This is a genomic window from Pseudomonas sp. KBW05 (assembly GCF_003852405.1).
Taxonomy (GTDB): Bacteria; Pseudomonadota; Gammaproteobacteria; order Pseudomonadales; family Pseudomonadaceae; genus Aquipseudomonas.
Window position 1 is genome coordinate 28,712 of sequence record NZ_QAJM01000022.1, and the last position, 18,832, is coordinate 47,543.

At 59.5% G+C, this 18,832-nt stretch carries 13 protein-coding genes; 5 read left to right on the plus strand and 8 right to left on the minus strand.

Translation table 11 applies throughout. From position 1 onward, the window contains the following. Positions 1–95: 95 nt before the first annotated feature. The 5 genes from pgi (at position 96) to DBR46_RS21090 (ending at position 8,779) form a co-directional block, all read left to right on the plus strand. A complete protein-coding gene (pgi, locus tag DBR46_RS21070; RefSeq protein WP_124527749.1) occupies positions 96–1,760 on the plus strand; it encodes a glucose-6-phosphate isomerase in 1,665 nt (554 codons plus the stop codon). Between the two features lie 105 nt (positions 1,761–1,865). Beyond that, positions 1,866–3,803, plus strand: coding sequence for an acetate--CoA ligase (acs, locus tag DBR46_RS21075; protein WP_124527750.1), 1,938 nt, complete (start codon positions 1,866–1,868; stop codon positions 3,801–3,803). 16 nt (positions 3,804–3,819) lie between these two features. After that, on the plus strand, positions 3,820–4,689 hold the full coding sequence (locus DBR46_RS21080; RefSeq protein ID WP_124527751.1) for an oxygenase MpaB family protein: 870 nt from the start codon (positions 3,820–3,822) through the stop codon (positions 4,687–4,689). Between the two features lie 67 nt (positions 4,690–4,756). Further along, on the plus strand, positions 4,757–5,773 hold the full coding sequence (locus DBR46_RS21085; RefSeq protein WP_124527752.1) for a class I SAM-dependent rRNA methyltransferase: 1,017 nt from the start codon (positions 4,757–4,759) through the stop codon (positions 5,771–5,773). Between the two features lie 87 nt (positions 5,774–5,860). Further along, positions 5,861–8,779 carry a DUF748 domain-containing protein gene (locus DBR46_RS21090; RefSeq protein ID WP_124527753.1) on the plus strand — a complete coding sequence of 973 codons (2,919 nt, stop codon included), beginning with the start codon at positions 5,861–5,863 and terminating at the stop codon, positions 8,777–8,779. A gap of 310 nt (positions 8,780–9,089) precedes the next feature. Here DBR46_RS21090 and DBR46_RS21095 read toward each other — a convergent pair whose 3' ends face one another. The 8 genes from DBR46_RS21095 to rimP all read right to left on the minus strand — a co-directional run bounded on the left by DBR46_RS21095 (position 9,090) and on the right by rimP (position 18,696). Further along, positions 9,090–9,713, minus strand: coding sequence for a BON domain-containing protein (locus tag DBR46_RS21095; protein ID WP_124527850.1), 624 nt, complete (start codon positions 9,711–9,713; stop codon positions 9,090–9,092). Between the two features lie 287 nt (positions 9,714–10,000). Next, complete coding sequence (gene pnp, locus DBR46_RS21100) at positions 10,001–12,106, minus strand: polyribonucleotide nucleotidyltransferase (protein ID WP_124527754.1); 2,106 nt, start codon at positions 12,104–12,106, stop codon at positions 10,001–10,003. Between the two features lie 194 nt (positions 12,107–12,300). Then, positions 12,301–12,570 carry a 30S ribosomal protein S15 gene (gene rpsO, locus DBR46_RS21105; RefSeq protein WP_003177875.1) on the minus strand — a complete coding sequence of 90 codons (270 nt, stop codon included), beginning with the start codon at positions 12,568–12,570 and terminating at the stop codon, positions 12,301–12,303. 118 nt (positions 12,571–12,688) lie between these two features. Further along, positions 12,689–13,606, minus strand: a complete 918-nt coding sequence (gene truB / locus DBR46_RS21110) for a tRNA pseudouridine(55) synthase TruB (RefSeq protein ID WP_026136642.1) — start codon at positions 13,604–13,606, stop codon at positions 12,689–12,691. Positions 13,607–13,609: 3 nt separating this feature from the next. Beyond that, on the minus strand, positions 13,610–14,005 hold the full coding sequence (gene rbfA / locus DBR46_RS21115; RefSeq protein WP_003176137.1) for a 30S ribosome-binding factor RbfA: 396 nt from the start codon (positions 14,003–14,005) through the stop codon (positions 13,610–13,612). Between the two features lie 159 nt (positions 14,006–14,164). After that, complete coding sequence (infB, locus tag DBR46_RS21120) at positions 14,165–16,681, minus strand: translation initiation factor IF-2 (protein WP_124527755.1); 2,517 nt, start codon at positions 16,679–16,681, stop codon at positions 14,165–14,167. Between the two features lie 27 nt (positions 16,682–16,708). Continuing rightward, the gene (gene nusA, locus DBR46_RS21125) at positions 16,709–18,190 is read right to left on the minus strand and encodes a transcription termination factor NusA (protein ID WP_017735551.1); all 1,482 of its coding nucleotides are present in this window, start codon (positions 18,188–18,190) and stop codon (positions 16,709–16,711) included. A gap of 47 nt (positions 18,191–18,237) precedes the next feature. Further along, the gene (gene rimP, locus DBR46_RS21130) at positions 18,238–18,696 is read right to left on the minus strand and encodes a ribosome maturation factor RimP (protein ID WP_032864760.1); all 459 of its coding nucleotides are present in this window, start codon (positions 18,694–18,696) and stop codon (positions 18,238–18,240) included. Between the last annotated feature and the right edge of the window lie 136 nt (positions 18,697–18,832).

An 18,832-nucleotide genomic window follows, 5' to 3' on the forward strand; every position in this document is an offset into this window, starting at 1 on the left:
CGCTGTCTGGAACCCGCCGCTTGATGAGAGGCAGGACGTTCCGGGCTTTGAAGTGTCCTAAAGGCAGTCCCCGTAATAAAAGGAAACCCGCAGCGATGGCGTACTACCGCACTCCTCATGACGTTACCGCTCTGCCCGCCTGGCAAGCGCTCAATCAACACCGCCAAGCCATGCAGGATTTCAGCATGCGCGACGCGTTCAATGCCGATCCTCAGCGTTTTTCCCAGTTCACCTTGAGCAGCTGCGGACTTTTCCTCGATTACTCGAAAAACCTGATCACCAGCGAAACCCGTGATTTGCTGGTGGCCCTGGCCAAGGAAGTCGACCTCAAGGCCGCGATCAACGCGCTGTATGCCGGCGAGCCGGTCAACTCCTCCGAAGGCCGCCCTGCCCTGCACACCGCACTGCGCCGCCCGGTGGGTGACAAGCTGTCGGTCAACGGCGTGAATATCATGCCGGATGTGCATAAGGTGCTGAACCAGATCACTGACCTGGTCGGCCGCATCCACGACGGCCTGTGGCGTGGCTACACCGAAAAACCGATCACCGACGTGGTGAACATCGGCATCGGTGGCTCGTTCCTCGGCCCGGAGCTGGTGTCCGAAGCGCTGTTGTCCTACGCCCACAAAGGCGTGCGCTGCCACTACCTGGCGAACATCGACGGCAGTGAGTTCCACGAGCTGACCATGAAGCTGCGCGCCGAGACCACGCTGTTTATCGTCTCGTCGAAATCCTTCAATACCCTCGAAACCCTGAAAAACGCCCAGGCCGCCCGCGCCTGGTACCTGGCCCAGGGTGGCTCGGAAGCCGAGCTGTACCGCCACTTCATCGCCGTATCGAGCAACAACGCGGCGGCCGTGGCGTTCGGTATCCGTGAAGAAAACATCTTCCCGATGTGGGACTGGGTCGGCGGCCGTTACTCGCTGTGGTCGGCTATCGGCTTGCCGATTGCCTTGGCCATCGGCATGTCCAACTTCAAGGAATTGCTGTCCGGTGCCTACACCATGGACCAGCACTTCCAGAACGCCCCGTTCGAACAGAACATGCCGGTGCTGCTGGGCCTGCTGGGCGTGTGGTACGGCAACTTCTGGGGTGCGCAGAGCCACGCGATCCTGCCGTACGACCACTACCTGCGTAACATCACCAAGCACTTGCAACAGCTGGACATGGAATCCAACGGCAAGAGCGTGCGCCAGGACGGCACGCCCGTGTCCACCGATACCGGCCCGGTCATCTGGGGCGGCGTCGGCTGCAATGGCCAGCACGCTTACCACCAGTTGCTGCACCAGGGGACCCAACTGATCCCGGCCGACTTTATCGTGCCGATTGTCAGCTTCAACCCGGTGTCCGACCACCATCAGTGGCTCTATGCCAACTGCCTGTCGCAAAGCCAGGCGCTGATGCTCGGCAAGACCCGCAGCGAAGCCGAAGCCGAGCTGCGCGACAAGGGCATCGCCGAAGAAGAAGTGCAGAAGCTGGCGCCGCACAAGGTGATCCCGGGCAACCGTCCGAGCAACACCCTGGTGGTGGAACGCATCAGCCCGCGTCGCCTGGGCGCACTGGTGGCCATGTACGAGCACAAGGTGTTCGTGCAGAGCGTGATCTGGGGCATCAACGCCTTCGACCAATGGGGCGTGGAGCTGGGCAAAGAGCTGGGCAAGGGCGTGTACAACCGCCTGACCGGCGCCGAAGAAGCCGTGGCGGATGACGCCTCGACCCAAGGCTTGATCAACTATTTCCGCGGTCGTCACCGCGGCTGATCCTGCCCCTTCAAGGCCAACGTCCGTTTGGACGTTGGCCTTGAACCCTCCCCCCACAGCGTGCATCTTTATGACTTGTGCCTAAAACAAGAATAAGGACCGCTCATGTTCGATATCAGCACGTTTCCCACCGCCGATGCCGTGCGCCGCGCTGCGCAACTCAGCCAAGAGGACTACAGGCGCCTCTATCGCCAATCCATCGAGCAACCCGATACCTTCTGGGCCGAACAGGCCAAGGTTTTTCTCGACTGGATCAGCCCCTGGCACACCGTTCAGCACTCGGACATCCACACCGGCGCTGCGCAATGGTTCGCCGGCGGCCAACTGAATGTCAGTTACAACTGCATCGACCGTCACCTGGCGCACCGCGCTGAGCAAACGGCTTTCATCTGGGAAGGCGACGATCCGACACAATCCTCCACAATCACCTACCGCCAGCTGCACGAAAACGTCAGCCGCCTGGCCAACGTGCTGAAAGGCCGTGGTGTGAAGAAGGGCGACCGGGTGTGCATCTACATGCCGATGATCCCGGAGGCGGCCTACGCCATGCTGGCCTGCACACGCATTGGCGCGGTGCACTCGGTGGTGTTTGGTGGGTTTTCGCCGGATGCCTTGCGCGACCGCATCCTCGACGCCGACTGCCGCACGGTGATCACCGCCGACGAAGGCGTGCGCGGCGGCAAGCCGGTGGCGCTGAAACAGAATGTCGATAAAGCCCTGGCCAGTTGCCCGAATGTCAGCACCGTATTGGTGGTGGAACGCACCGGCGCAAAGGTGAACTGGAGCGAAGACCGCGATCTCAAGTATCAACAAGCCCTCGACGCCGCCAGCGCCGACTGCCCGCCCGAGCCGATGGACGCCGAAGACCCGCTGTTCATCCTCTACACCTCCGGCAGCACTGGCAAACCCAAAGGCGTGCTGCACACCACCGGCGGCTATCTGCTGCAAGCGGCGATGACCTTCAAGTACGTGCTCGACTACCGCGACGGCGAAGTGTTCTGGTGCACCGCAGATGTGGGCTGGGTCACCGGCCACAGCTACATCGTGTACGGCCCGCTGGCCAATGGCGCGACGTCGCTGATGTTCGAGGGCGTGCCGAGCTACCCGGACAGCTCGCGCTTCTGGCAGGTGATCGACAAACATCTGGTCAACATCTTCTACACCGCGCCGACCGCCCTGCGTGCCTTGATGCGTGAAGGCCACGGCCCGCTGGAGAATACGTCCCGCGCCAGCCTGCGTTTGCTCGGCAGCGTGGGCGAGCCGATCAACCCCGAAGCCTGGGACTGGTACTTCAATGCCGTCGGCGAGCAACGCTGCCCGATCGTGGACACGTGGTGGCAGACCGAGACCGGCGGCATCATGCTCAGCCCGCTGGTGAGCGCGCAGCGGATCAAGCCGGGCTGCGCGACCCAGCCGATGTTTGGCGTACAACCCGTGTTGCTGGATGAGCAAGGCAAGGTCATCAACGGCGCCGGCAGTGGCGTACTCGCGATCAAGGCCAGTTGGCCGGGGCAGATCCGCAGCGTCTACGGCGACCCACAGCGCATGATCGACACCTATTTCAAACCTTACCCCGGCTACTACTTCACTGGCGACGGCGCGCGGCGCGATGAGGACGGCGACTATTGGATCACCGGGCGCATCGACGATGTGATCAACGTCTCCGGGCACCGTATCGGCACGGCTGAAGTGGAAAGCGCCCTGGTCCTGCATGACCTGGTGGCCGAGGCCGCCGTGGTGGGCTACCCCCATGATGTCAAAGGCCAGGGCATCTACGCCTTTGTCACCCCGATGAATGGCGTCACCCCCGACGATGCACTAAAAAAACACCTGTTGGAGCTGGTCAGCAAGGAAATCGGCAGCTTTGCCAAGCCGGAACTGATCCAATGGGCGCCTGCCTTGCCGAAGACCCGCTCCGGCAAAATCATGCGCAGGATTTTGCGCAAGATCGCCTGCAACGAACTGGACAGCCTCGGTGACACGTCCACCCTTGCCGATCCCAGCGTGGTGGATGGCCTGATCGACAAACGCCTGAACCGTTAGGAAAACCTGAGTCGCCATGGAATTTATCCGCAGCCGTATCGAAAACCAGTTGATGAGCCTCACGGGGTTATCACTGGGCCAACTGGACCTGGAAAACCCCAAGGGCGACCCCGGCCTGTTCGGACCCGACTCGGTCAGCTGGCAAGTCCATGGCGACTTCAGCAGCATGTTGATCGGCGGTATCAGCGCCTTGATGCTGCAAGCCTTGCACCCGCTAGCCCTGGCCGGCGTATGGGACCACTCGAACTTTCGCCAGGACATGCTCGGGCGCTTACGGCGCACGTCGCAGTTCATTTCCGGCACCACCTTTGGCTCGCGCAAGGACGCCGAGTGGTTGATCGAAAAAGTGCGCACCATTCACCTGCAAGTGGTCGGCCATGCACCGGACGGCCGGGCGTATGCGGCCAGCGACCCGGAGTTGCTGACCTGGGTGCATGTGGCGGAGGTCAGCAACTTCCTCGCCGCCCACCTGCGCTACCGCAACCCGCACCTTTCGGGGCGTGACCAGGACCGCTACTACGCAGAAATCGCCCTGGTCGCCGAACAACTGGGCGCGCGGCATGTGCCGCGCTCGCGGCAGGAAGTGTCGGATTACCTGGCACGTATCCGCCCACAGCTGTTGTGCGACGAACGCAGCCGCGAAGTGTTGCGCCTGCTGCTCAATGCCCCAGCCCCAAGCACCTTGGCCAAGCCGTTTGGCGCATTAATGATGCAGGCCGGGATCGACCTGCTGCCGGACTGGGCCAGCGCCATGCTCGACCAGCACCAGAGCCCGCTGCAACGCCAGATGATCCGCGCCGGGGTCAAGCGCAGTGCGCCGTTGCTGCGCTGGGCGATGCGCAATGGTTCAGTACAGCGGGCGCATCGGCGGATGGGGTTGATGTAGGCCAGGCCCTATAGCTGTTAAACTCCGCGCCCATATTTACCCCCATTACTTAAGCAAGGCGCGCTCCATGTCTCCCTTGAATCAGGCGCTGCGCGCCGCCCTCAATCATCGCCAAGACCTGATCAACGAGCTGCACGCCCAAGGCACCGACTGCTACCGCTTGTTCCATGGCAGCCAGGAAGGCGCCGGCGGCCTGACCATCGACCGCTACGGCCCGCAATTGCTGGTGCAGAGCTTCCACCAGGCGCTGCAAACCGACGAGTTGCTGGACCTGCACCAGTTGATCAACCAATACATCGGCCTGGAATTGCTGCTGGTGTACAACGACCGTTCCCGTGGCAACTCGCGGATCGATCGCGAAGACACGGTGTACCGCGCCGAACCGGCGGCGCTGGAAGACCTGGTCGGCCACGAATGGGGCCTCAATTACCGCGTGCGCGGGCGACATTCCGGGCAGGACCCGCTGCTGTTTCTCGACCTGCGCAACACCCGCGGCTGGGTCAAGGCCCACAGCGCCGGCAAAAGCGTGCTGAACCTGTTCGCCTACACCTGCGGCGTCGGCCTCAGCGCGGCGGCGGGCGGTGCCCGTGAAGTGTGCAACCTGGACTTTGCCGAGGGCAACCTGGCGGTCGGTCGCGAAAACGGTGAGCTGAACCCGCAATTGCCGACCATGGAATTCGTGCAGTCCGACTACTTCCCGGCGATCCGCCAACTGGCCGGCCTGCCCATTACCCAGCGTCGCGGCCAGAAACTGCCGAGCTATCCACGCCTGGAACAGCGCCAGTACGACCTCGTGTTGCTCGACCCACCGGCCTGGGCCAAGAGCGCCTTCGGCACCGTTGACCTGTTGCGTGACTACCAAAGCCTGCTCAAGCCCGCACTGCTCGCCACGGCCGACAATGGCGTGCTGATCTGCTGCAACAACCTGGCGAAGGTCAGCATGGATGACTGGCGCGAACAGGTGCTGCGTTGCGCGGAAAAAGCCGGGCGCCCCGTACGCGACTGGAAGATCATGACGCCGGGGGCGGATTTTCCTTCACAAGACCAGCAGCCACCGCTGAAAACGCTGATACTGCAACTGTAGGACGTGTCTCAAAAGCCCTGCCCTTCGGAACCGAAAACCCGTGCCATACTCCAAGGCACTCCTGTTTGACATAGATGGCGCCGCCCCATGCCCAAAGGATTGATTCGCGCCACTGGCGCCTTGTTGACCGCCGTTGCCCTGTACAGCTTGCTGGGCTTTCTGATTTTGCCCGGCATTGCCCTGCGCATTGCCAACCAGCAACTGGCCAATTACGCCACGGTGCCGGCCCGGATCGAGCGCATCGAGCTCAACCCGTTCAGCCTGGAACTGACGGTCTGGGGCCTGAAAATCGGCGAGCCCGGCAAAGAACAGATCGGTTTCGAACGCCTCTACGCCAACCTGCAGATCGACAGCCTGTGGACCCGCGCGCTGCACCTGGCCGATGTGCAATTGGACCAGCCCAAGACGGAGCTGCTGTTCGACAAGTCCGGCCAGTTGAACCTGGCGCAACTGTTCAAGATTCCGCCAAGCGAGCCAACCCCGGCCGACCCGAATGCCAAGCCCTTTCCGTTGCGGATCGACGCCATCAAGCTGGCCGGCGGCTACGTGCACTTTGAAGACTTGCGTCCCAGCGAGCCCATCGAGTTCCTCTACGACAAGCTCGACTTCGAGCTGAAAAACCTCAGCACCCTGCCCGAAGACAATGCCGACATGACCCTGGTCGCCGCTGGCCCTGAAGGCGGGCAGATTGACTGGAAAGGCAACTTCAGCCTGGTGCCGATCACGTCCGAAGGTACGTTGAAGGTCACCGATGGCAAGATGAAGGCCTGGTGGCCGTATGTACGTGATGCGCTGCCGCTGGTGCTTGAAGACGGCGTGCTGAACTTCAGCACCGACTACAAATTCAGCCTGGCCAAAGAGACCGAGCTGAACCTGACCAACACTGCCGCCAGCATCGCACCGTTTGCCATCAAGGCCCCGGATGGCCGGCCACTGGTGCGCCTGGAGCGCCTGGACGTCAGCGAAACCACCGTGGACCTGGCCAAGCAACAGGTGGTGGTGGGCAAGATTCGCAGCAACAAACTGGAAACCTGGGCTGCCCGCGAAGCCGACGGCCAACTGGACTGGCAGAAACTGTTCGCCAGCCAGCCGAGCAAGCCGACCGCGAAGCCTGAACCGGCCACCGCACCGGCCACTGCCGATTCGCCAAAAACAGCACCGGCCGCGCCAAGCAAGCCGTGGCAAGTGCTGCTCAAGGACGTGCAACTGCGTAACTATCAGGTGCATCTGGCCGACCGTCAGGTCAAACCAGCCGTCGCGTTGGAGCTGGGCCCGCTGAACGTCGACGTGCAGAACTTCGACAGCCTCAACCAAAGCCCGTTTACCCTGAAGGTCGATACCGGCCTGGGCAAGCAGGGCAAGATCCTCGCGACGGGCGAGGTCAACTTGAACCCGATCAGTGCCAAACTCAAGGTCAATACCCAAGACATCGACCTGCGGGTTGCCCAGGCCTATATCAGCCCGTTTATTCGCCTGGAACTGCGTAGCGGCATGCTCGGCAGCAACCTGGATGTGAACCTCAAAAGCGCCGATCCTCTGAAGCTGCAAATCACCGGACGCGCCCAGGTCGACCAGCTGCACACCCTCGACACCCTCAAGACCCGCGACTTCCTCAAATGGCAGCGCCTGGTGGTCGAAGGCGTCAACTACCAGCACGGCGAGAGCCTGTCGATCGACAAGGTCAACCTCCTGCAACCCTATGCGCGTTTCATGATCAACGACGACCGCACCACCAACGTCGATGACTTGCTGATTCCACAAGCGCCCGATAAAAGCCCGAAACCGGCCAGCAAAGACAAGCCGCTGGGCATTCGTATCGGGCAGATTGCGATCAACGACGGTTCGGCCAACTTTGCCGACTTCAGCCTGACACCCAACTTTGCCACCGCCATTCAGCAACTCAACGGGCAGATCGGCACGATCGACAGCCGCCAGGCCAAGCCCGCCAGCGTCGATATCAAGGGCAAGGTGGATCGCTACGCGCCGGTGACCATCAAGGGCAGCGTGAACCCGTTTGATCCGATGGCGGCGCTGGATATCGCCACCAGCTTCAAACGGGTCGAGTTGACGACCCTGACCCCCTACTCCGGCAAATTCGCCGGTTTCCGTATCCGCAAGGGCCGGCTCAATCTCGACCTGCATTACGTGATCACCAAAGGCCAGTTGAAAGCCGAAAACAAGGTGGTGGTCGAGCAACTGCAACTGGGCGAGAAAGTCGACAGCGCCGACGCCGTGGACTTGCCGATTCGCCTGGCCATCGCCTTGCTCAAGGACTCCGATGGCAAGATCTCCATCGAGCTGCCGGTGACGGGCGACCTCAACAACCCACAGTTCAGCGTGATGCCGATCGTGTGGCAAACCCTGCGCAACCTGGTGGTGCGCGCGGCAACGGCACCGTTCAAGTTTATCGGTGGGTTGGTTACCGGCGGTGGCGCGGAGGACTTGGGCAATGTGTCCTTCGCCGCAGGTTCCAGCGAGCTGAACAAGGACGCCGAAGGCGCCTTGAACACCCTGGCCAAGGCCCTGAAAGAACGCCCGGCCCTGCGCCTGGAAATCGAAGGCACGGCCGCTGCCAGCAGCGACGGGCCGTTCCTGGCCGCCGAACGTCTGGAGCGTGAATACCAATACAACTACTACAAGATCCTCCAGCGACGTGGCGACAAGGTTCCCGCCCAGGCCTCGCTGCTGGTTGTACCGGAGAAGGAAAAGGCGCCGTTGCTGGAAGGCATCTACCGTACCCGCCTGAAACAACAACCTCCGGCAGAATGGAAAGACCTGAGCGACAGCGACCGCACCGCGAAGCTGCGTGACGGCGTGATCAAGTTCTGGAGCACCAGTGACGTACTGCTGCGCCAACTCGGCCAGGACCGTGCAAGCACCATCAAGGACTACCTGGTGGACAAGGGCCAGCTGGAAGATGACCGGGTGTACTTCATTGATGCCAACCTGGGTCAGGCGGAGAAAGATGGTCGGGTGGTGACACCGTTGCATCTGGATGCCGAGTAAGCAGCGAGTATTGCAAATGTAAGTGTGGGAGCGGGCTTGTGTGGGAGCGGGCTTGCTCGCGAAGGCGGTGTGTCATTCACACATCAGTTGACTGATCCACCGCCTTCGCGAGCAAGCCCGCTCCCACATTGGTTCTGCGTCGCCTCGGAATCCTTATTCCAAGCCACAATAGAACAGGCCCCGACACAAGTGCCGGGGCCTGTAATGACCACATCCCTGTGGTCGGTCGCATGAACACGTGAGGTGCATTGAGCGGATATCTGGCTCGCTCGTTGCCGCCGACGCTTTGTTCAAGACGATACGTTGGGCATTACTCTGCTTTCAGGCCATCGGCCGATACAGCTTTAACGCCTTTGATTTGCTTGGTGATGTTCACCGCGGTGGTTTTCTGTGCTTCGGTCACTGCAGCAGTCGAAGACAGGGAAACGACACCTTTGTTGGTTTCGACTTTGATGTCGGTGCCAGGAATGCCTTTCTCGGTTACCAGGTCAGCTTTCACTTTGGTGGTGATCCAGGTATCGGAAGTAGACTCTTTGGCGCCAGCGGCAGCGCTTTTGGTCTTGTCTACGTTGTCGGCTTTGTAGGCACCGCCAGCATGCAGGCTGTCAGCAGAGACCGCTTTCACGCCTTTGATTTTCTTGGTGATCGCAACAGCGGTGGCTTTCTGCGATTCGGAGATTTCTACGTCAGACGACAGGGTAACCACACCTTTGTTGGTTTCAACCTTGATATCCGAGCCTGGAATGCCCTTTTCGGTCAGCAGGTCAGCTTTGACTTTGGTGGTGATCCAAGTGTCCGAGGTGGACTCCTTGGCTTTGGTCACTTCGCCGGCGGCCAGGGTCATAGGCGCTTGAGAAGTCTGAGCAAAGGCAACGTTGGCCATGGCCAGGGTCAGGGCGGTAGCAGTGGCGGTAGCGAGAGCGAACTTCTTCATACGAGTAACTCCTGTTTTATTAATAGTCTGCAGTGTGTGTACCTTGATGCTGCAGCGTTGATAGAGATATTGCAGGCGCTGTGCCAAGTTTCGCAGACCCATAAAACCCTTTTAAAACAATGACTTATAAAAACAGCTAATTTCCGGAATCGTGCAACTTGCATGAAGGTCCTCGTGCCTGCATGCAAGTTGCGGCTTTTGCGTCGGTCTTGCCTCTACGCTTTTTCAACGCCCATAAAAAAAGGACTCCGAAGAGTCCTTTTTTTCAGCGTGAAGCCTGGGGGTGATTAAACGCCCGAAGCCTTGGCTGCTGCTACGTCCTTGATGGACAGTTTGATGCGGCCGCGGTTGTCCACGTCCAGTACCAGCACTTCCACTTCCTGGCCTTCTTTCAGGATGTCGGTCACTTTCTCAACACGAGCGTCGCTCAGCATGGAGATGTGCACCAGACCGTCTTTGCCCGGCAGGATGTTGACGAATGCACCGAAGTCGACGATGCGCTCAACCTTACCGACGTAGATCTTGCCGATCTCGGCTTCAGCGGTGATGCCCAGGACGCGCTGGCGTGCTGCCTCAGCCGCTTCCTTGGTTTCGCCGAAGATCTTGATCGAGCCGTCGTCTTCGATATCGATCGAAGCCTTGGTCTCTTCACAGATCGCACGGATGGTCGCGCCGCCTTTACCGATAACATCACGGATTTTGTCGGTGTCGATTTTCATCGCGATCATGGTCGGAGCATTTTCCGACAGTTCGGTACGGGACTGACCAATGATCTGGTTCATCTGGCCGAGGATGTTCAGGCGCGCTTCCAGGGCTTGGCCCAGGGCGATCTCCATGATCTCTTCGGTGATGCCTTTGATCTTGATGTCCATCTGCAGCGCGGTAACACCTTTGGCGGTACCCGCTACTTTGAAGTCCATGTCGCCCAGGTGGTCTTCGTCACCCAGGATGTCGGTCAGGATGGCGAACTTCTCGCCTTCTTTAACCAGGCCCATGGCGATACCGGCAACCGGTGCCTTCATCGGCACACCGGCGTCCATCAGTGCCAGGGAAGCACCGCAAACGGAAGCCATGGAGCTGGAACCGTTGGACTCGGTGATTTCCGACACAACACGGATGGTGTACGGGAACACGTCGGCAGCCGGCAGCATGGCTGCGATCGAACGACGGGCCAGACGGCCGTGACCGATTTCACGACGACCAGCGCCACCCATGCGACCACACTCGCCCACCGAGAACGGAGGGAAGTTGTAGTGCAGCATGAACGGGTCTTTTTTCTCGCCTTCCAGGGTGTCCAGCAGCTGTGCGTCACGGGCGGTGCCCAGAGTCGCGACTACCAGGGCCTGGGTTTCACCACGGGTGAACAGCGCCGAACCGTGAGTCTTCGGCAGAACGCCGACTTCGATGTTCAGCGGACGTACGGTCTTGGTATCGCGACCGTCGATACGTGGCTTGCCGTTAACGATGTTTTCGCGAACGGTGCGGTATTCGATTTCGCCGAAAGCGGCTTTGACTTCGCTGGACGAAGGCTGGCCTTCTTCACCGGACAGCTTGGCCACAACCTGATCCTTCAACTCGCCCAGGCGAGCGTAGCGATCGGCCTTGACGGTGATGGTGTAGGCGTCGGAGATCGCAGTGCCGAACTCGGAGCGGATAGCGCCCAGCAGTTCGGTCGCTTCGGCCTGTGGAGCCCAGGTCCAGGTTGGCTTGGCAGCTTCGGCAGCCAGCTCGGTTACAGCCTTGATGACAGACTGGAACTCGTCGTGAGCGAACAGTACGGCGCCCAGCATCTGGTCTTCGGTCAGCTCTTTGGCTTCCGATTCAACCATCAATACGGCTTCCGAGGTACCGGCAACGACCATGTCCAGGCTCGATGCTTTCTGTTGCTCGTAAGTCGGGTTCAGCAGGTAGCCGGTGCTTTCGTGGAAAGCAACACGGGCGGCGCCGATCGGGCCGTCGAACGGGATACCGGAGATAGCCAGGGCAGCCGAGGTACCGATCATCGCAGCGATGTCCGGATCGGTCTTCTTGCTGGTGGAAACGACGGTGCAGACAACCTGCACTTCGTTCATGAAGCCTTCTGGGAACAGCGGACGGATCGGACGGTCGATCAGTCGGGAAGTCAGGGTTTCTTTCTCGGAAGGACGGCCTTCGCGCTTGAAGAAACCACCAGGGATCTTACCGGCAGCGTAAGTCTTTTCCTGGTAGTGAACGGAAAGAGGGAAGAAGCCTTTGCTTGGGTCAGCGGTCTTGGCGCCAACAACGGTCACCAATACGGTCACGTCGTCATCAACGGTAACCAGCACTGCGCCGGAGGCTTGACGGGCGATACGGCCTGTCTCGAGGGTAACGGTCGACTGACCGAACTGGAATTTTTTGATAACCGGGTTCACGGTGTCCTACCTTCTTTGTGGCTCTTGGGGAACTTGTCTTCTTGCGAAATTCTTGGGCAATCTCGGGAATCGGCCCGAGCCTCGTCCAGGGTAAAACGTGTATCCAGATAAAACTTGAGGCTGGGAGCCTGCCATGGGCCAGCGGGAATCCCACTGACACACGGCAGACAACCAACCTCTAGCGCAATCGCTTATTAGCGACGCAGACCCAGGCGACCGATCAGAGTCTGATAACGACCCAGATCCTTGCCTTTCAGGTAGTCCAGCAGCTTACGACGCTGGTTTACCATGCGGATCAGACCACGACGGGAGTGGTGATCTTTACCGTTGGCCTTGAAGTGACCTTGCAGCTTGTTGATGTTGTGGGTCAGCAGTGCAACTTGCACTTCTGGCGAACCAGTGTCACCAACAGCTTGCTGATAGTCAGCAACGATTTGTGCTTTTTCTTGAACGTCGAGAGCCATGAGGCAATCCTTTTATCAGGAAACTGTTTCAAAGAAACAGCTTCAACAGGCCAGGGACAAATCCCTGTATCTAAAAATGAGGAAGTGACCGTGCCTGTTAACAGCCACCCTCGTTCGGTCATTCTGACCGAATCAGTCGACGCGGCGCGATGCGCCCGTCTTCGCTCACTTCACCGATACCGATAAAGCGACCGTTATGATCTTGTACCCGCACCATGCCGAACTTCGGAGCGTCCGGGGCACGTACCGGCTGGCCGTTAAGCCAGTAGAACGCGCTGTGCTCCGAGAAGTGCAGCAATGGCCAATCCAGCAAACCGCTGTCCGATGGCATCAGGAAGCGATCAACTGCTTCATTGCCGCCTTCGGCGTGCACGGCTTCCAACTCTTCCAGCGTGACCGTCTGGGCCAGGGTGAAAGGGCCGGCCTGGGTGCGTCGCAGTTCTGCAACGTACGCGCCGCAACCGAGCTTTTCACCAATATCTTCCACCAGGGTACGGATATAGGTGCCTTTGCTGCAGTCCACGGCCAGGCGCGCAGTGTCACCTTCACAGGCGAGCAATTCCAAGCGCGCAATAGTAACAGAACGCGGTTCGCGCTCCACTACTTCGCCCGCACGTGCCAGCTTGTAAAGAGGCTGCCCATCACGCTTGAGCGCCGAGTACATGGGCGGTATCTGACTGATTTGCCCACGAAAACCGGGTAAAGCGGCTTCAATATCTGCACGACCAACGGTCACGTCGCGAACCTGCAAAACATCACCTTCGGCATCCGCCGTGGTGGTGGTCTTGCCCAGTTGCATCAGGGTTTCGTAACCCTTGTCGGAATCGAGCAGGTATTGCGAGAACTTGGTGGCCTCGCCAAAGCACAACGGCAACACCCCGGTGGCCAAGGGATCGAGACTGCCGGTGTGCCCGGCCTTCTCGGCATTGAGCAGCCAGCGGACCTTCTGCAAGGCAGCATTGGAGGTAAAGCCAATGGGTTTGTCGAGCAGAATGATGCCACTGACGTTGCGACGGATACGTTTGACCTGAGCCACCACTTACTCCTTGGCGTCTTCAGGTGTGGACGGGTGCTGGCTGTCTTCAGCCACGGCGCGCTCGATCAGTGCCGACAGGTGCGCACCACGCACGACGCTCTCGTCGTAGTGGAAGTGCAGCTGGGGAACACTGCGCAGCTTCATTTCACGGGCCAACTGCATGCGCAGGAAGCCTGCAGCCGAGTTGAGCACCTTGATACTTTGCGCGATTTCTTCGCTGTTGTCCTGCCCCATCACGGTGATGAAGATCTTGGCGTGACCAACGTCACGGCTCACTTCAACGGCGGTGATGGTCACCAGGCCAACGCGTGGGTCTTTGACTTCACGACGGATCAGTTGGGCCAGCTCACGCTGCATCTGATCGCCGATACGCTGGGTACGGCTGTATTCTTTTGCCATGTCTTGTTACCTGTTACTGCCACACGGTGAAACCCGTGGGGTCTGAAAGCGGCAAACGCCCGGCCTGACAAAAGCCAGACCGGGCGTTGCGTTTAGAGTCCGTACGCTGCACGGGGCATTTGCATGCCCACACGCTGCGTGGCTCCGGAAGTGCGCGAGTTAGAGGCTGCGAGCAACCTGAACCTTCTCGAAGACTTCGATCTTGTCGCCAACCTTGACGTCGTTGTAGCTCTTGACGCCGATACCGCATTCCATGCCGGCACGTACTTCGGAAGCGTCATCCTTGAAGCGGCGAAGGGATTCCAGCTCGCCTTCGAAGATAACGATGTCTTCACGCAGTACACGGATTGGACGGTTACGGTACACGGTGCCTTCGACAACCATGCAACCGGCGATCGCGCCGAATTTCGGCGAGCGGAACACGTCACGTACTTCGGCGATACCCAGGATGTTCTCCCGGACGTCGCTGCCAAGCATGCCGGTAAGGGCTTTCTTGACGTCTTCGATGATGTCGTAGATGACGTTGTAGTAACGCATGTCCAGGCCTTCCTGCTCGACGATCTTGCGAGCGCCAGCATCGGCACGCACGTTGAAACCGAACAGTACAGCGTTGGAAGCCAGTGCCAGGTTGGCGTCGGACTCGGTGATACCACCGACACCGCCACCGACAACGCGCACTTGCACTTCGTCGTTACCCAGGCCGTTCAAGGCGCCGTTCAACGCTTCGAGGGAACCACGTACGTCAGATTTGAGGACGATGTTAAGCGTCTTCTTCTCTTCCTGGCCCATGTTCTCGAAGATGTTTTCCAGCTTGCCGGCGTGAGCACGGGCCAGCTTGACTTCGCGGAACTTGCCTTGACGGAACAGAGCCACTTCACGGGCTTTCTTCTCGTCGGCCACTACGCTCATCTCGTCGCCAGCGTCCGGGGTACCGTCCAGGCCAAGGATCTCGACCGGGATAGCAGGACCTGCTTCCTTGATTGGCTTGCCGTTCTCGTCGAGCATGGCACGTACACGGCCGTAGTTCGAACCGACCAGGACCATGTCGCCTTGGCGCAGGGTACCGTCTTGAACCAGGACGGTCGCAACCGGGCCACGGCCCTTGTCGAGACGGGACTCAACCACAACGCCACGGCCAGGGGCCGATGGGGTAGCGGTCAGTTCCAGAACTTCGGCTTGCAGCAGAACGGCTTCGAGCAGTTCGTCAACGCCGGTACCCATCTTCGCGGAAACCGATACGAATGGCGTCTCGCCGCCCCACTCTTCAGACGTCACGCCGTGAACCGACAGTTCGCTACGGATGCGATCGAGATCAGCGCCCGGCTTGTCGATTTTGTTCACGGCAACGACCAGAGGAACACCGGCAGCCTTGGCGTGCTGGACAGCTTCAATGGTCTGCGGCATTACGCCGTCGTCCGCTGCAACGACCAGGATCACGATGTCGGTCGCCTTGGCACCACGGGCACGCATTGCGGTAAACGCAGCGTGACCAGGGGTGTCGAGGAAGGTGACCATGCCGCGCTCGGTTTCAACGTGGTACGCACCGATGTGCTGGGTAATACCACCGGCTTCGCCAGCAGCAACCTTGGCACGACGGATGTAGTCGAGCAGGGAAGTTTTACCGTGGTCAACGTGGCCCATTACGGTCACAACCGGTGCACGGGAAACGGCCTCACCTTCAAACTTCAGGGACTCGGCCAGGGAATCTTCCAGGGCGGTGTCGCTGACCAGGGTCACTTTGTGGCCCAGCTCTTCAGCAACCAGTTGAGCAGTTTCCTGATCCAGTACCTGGTTGATGGTGGCCGGAGTACCCAGCTTGAACATGAACTTGATGATTTCAGCTGCCTTGACCGACATCTGCTGGGCGAGATCGCCAACAGTGATGGTCTCGCCGATCTTCACTTCACGCACGACAGGGCCGGTTGGGCTCTGGAAACCGTGGGCGTTGCGTTTTTTCAGCTTGGCCTTGCCGCGACCACCACGACGGAAGCCATCGCTTTCTTCGTCGGTAGTACGTGGGGCAACACGTGGAGCAGGCGCTTTCTCTTTGACCGAAGCACGATGCGGAGCGTTTTTGCGCTCGCCATCGCCACCGCCGCTGCGACGATTGTTATCGTCGGCACGTGGTTTGTCCGGGCGACGAGGTTCGTCACGCTTGCGAGCGTCTGCTGCAGGAGCAGGTGCAGCGGCAACCGGAGCGGCCTCACGCACAGCTTCAACAGGCGCAGCGACCGCTTCAGTGGCAGCAGGTTGCGCAGCAGCAGGCTGGCGACGCGCTTCTTCTTCGGCGCGACGCTTGGACTCTTCTTCAGCCTTCTGACGAGCAGCATTTTCTACTGCGCGACGTTCTTCCAGTTCGCGTTTGCGCTCGGCTTCGATTTCTTCCGGGCTGCGTTGTACGAAGACTTTCTTCTTGCGTACTTCAACGCTGATGCTCTTGCTACCAGCAACACGCAGGGTGCTGGTGGTTTTGCGCTGCAATGTAATCTTGCGCGGTTCTTCCACTTTCGCCTTGTGGCTGCTCTTCAAGTGAGTCAGCAAAGACTGCTTCTCACTATCGCTCACACCTTCATCGGCGGCGGTGTGCGGCAGACCTGCCTCACGCATCTGCTGCAACAGGCGCTCTACCGGTGTTTTGACCTCATCGGCCAGTTGTTTCACCGTGACTTGCGTCATGCACTTCTCTCCTCAGGCCGCGCCTAGTTACTCGAACCAATGGGCTCGGGCGGCCATGATCAACTTGCCGGCACGATCATCGTCAATGCCGTCGATGTCGAGCAGATCGTCAATAGACTGCTCGGCCAGGTCTTCGCGGGTAATTACGCCGCGCACCGCCAGTTCCATCGCCAAATCCTTGTCCATACCCTCAAGCGAGAGCAGGTCTTCGGCCGGATGGGCGTCTGCCAGCTTTTCCTCAGTAGCGATGGCTTTAGTCAACAAACGATCCTTGGCCCGAGCGCGAAGCTCGTTGACGGTGTCTTCGTCAAAGCCGTCGATGTTGAGCATTTCTTCCAACGGTACGTAGGCAATCTCTTCCAGACTGGTGAAGCCTTCATCTACCAGCACCTGTGCCAAATCTTCGTCGACTTCCAGCTCGTCGATGAAGTTGCGCAGGATGTCACCGGTTTCAGCTTGCTGCTTAGCCTGGATGTCCGATTCGGTCATCACGTTCAGGGTCCAACCGGTCAGTTGGCTGGCCAGACGCACGTTCTGACCACCACGACCAATGGCCTGAGCCAGATTGTCTGCGCCAACGGCGATGTCCATTGCATGGGCATCTTCGTCAACGATAATTGCCGCCACTTCAGCCGGCGACATGGCGTTGATCACGAACTGCGCCGGGTTGTCGTCCCACAGGACGATATCCACACGCTCACCGCCCAATTCGCCCGACACTGCCTGGACGCGCGAACCGCGCATACCAATGCAAGCGCCCTGCGGGTCGATGCGTTTGTCCTTGGAACGGACCGCGATCTTGGCGCGCGAACCCGGGTCGCGGGACGCAGCCATGACTTCGATCAGGCCTTCGGCGATTTCCGGCACTTCGATGCGGAACAGCTCGATCAGCATTTCCGGCGCGGTGCGCGACAGGATCAGCTGAGGGCCACGGTTCTCGGTGCGGATTTCCTTGAGCAGCGCACGCAGACGCACGCCAACACGGAAGGTTTCGCGAGAGATGATGTCTTCGCGAGCCAGCAACGCTTCGGCGTTGTTGCCCAGGTCGACGATCACGTTGTCGCGGGTCACTTTTTTCACGGTGCCGGAGATGATTTCACCCAGGCGCTCGCGATAAGCGTCAACGACTTGCGCGCGCTCGGCTTCGCGGACTTTCTGCACGATGACTTGCTTGGCAGTCTGTGCAGCAATGCGGCCGAACTCGATGGACTCGATCTTTTCTTCGACGACATCACCGACCTTGGCGCCAGGATGCGTTTGCGCAACCTTGCTCGGCCAGGTTTCGATGGCCGGATCATCAAGATCGTCCTCTTCGACGACCGTCCAGCGACGGAAAGTCTCGTAGGCACCGGTGTGGCGGTTGATTTCCACACGCAGATCAACTTCGTCTTCAAAACGCTTTTTGGTAGCAGTGGCCAGGGCCAGCTCCAACGCTTCAAAAATCACGCTTGCCGGTACACCCTTTTCGTTGGATACCGACTCAACAACCAGCAGTACTTCTTTGCTCATCGTACGCCTCGCCTTTCGCAAGCCATTGGATCCGCGGGATCCGCGTCTCAGTCAAAACTGGGAATAATGTTGGCCTTGTCGATCATATCGATCGGCAACAGGAACTCATGGTCATCTACCTGCACCACGACATCCTGCTCTTCTACACCGCGCAGAAGGCCCTGAAAATTGCGTCGCCCTTCAAAAGGGGAGCGCAGCTTGATCTTCACTTGGTCACCGGCATATTTAGCAAACTGCTCGATAGTGAACAGTGGGCGTTCCATGCCTGGCGAGGAAACTTCGAGGGTGTATTCAACGGAGATTGGATCTTCAACATCCAGGACACCGCTGATCTGACGGCTGACAATGGCGCAATCGTCCACCAGCACACCGCCCTCTTTATCGATATAAACGCGCAACATTGAGTGGCGACCTTGAGCCGAAAACTCAATACCCCAGCATTCATAGCCTAGGGCCACGACCACCGGGGCCAGCAAGGCCTGCAACTCTTCTAGCTTGCTCGACACCTGAACCCCCTCGTGCATGTATGTGCATGCTGTGCAAAATAAAAAAATGGGCGAAACGCCCATCCTTGAAACGCCGTCGAACAGCGGCGTTGAAAGTGTCCAGCTAACAAAAAGCCCCTTAAAAGGGGCTCCGCTA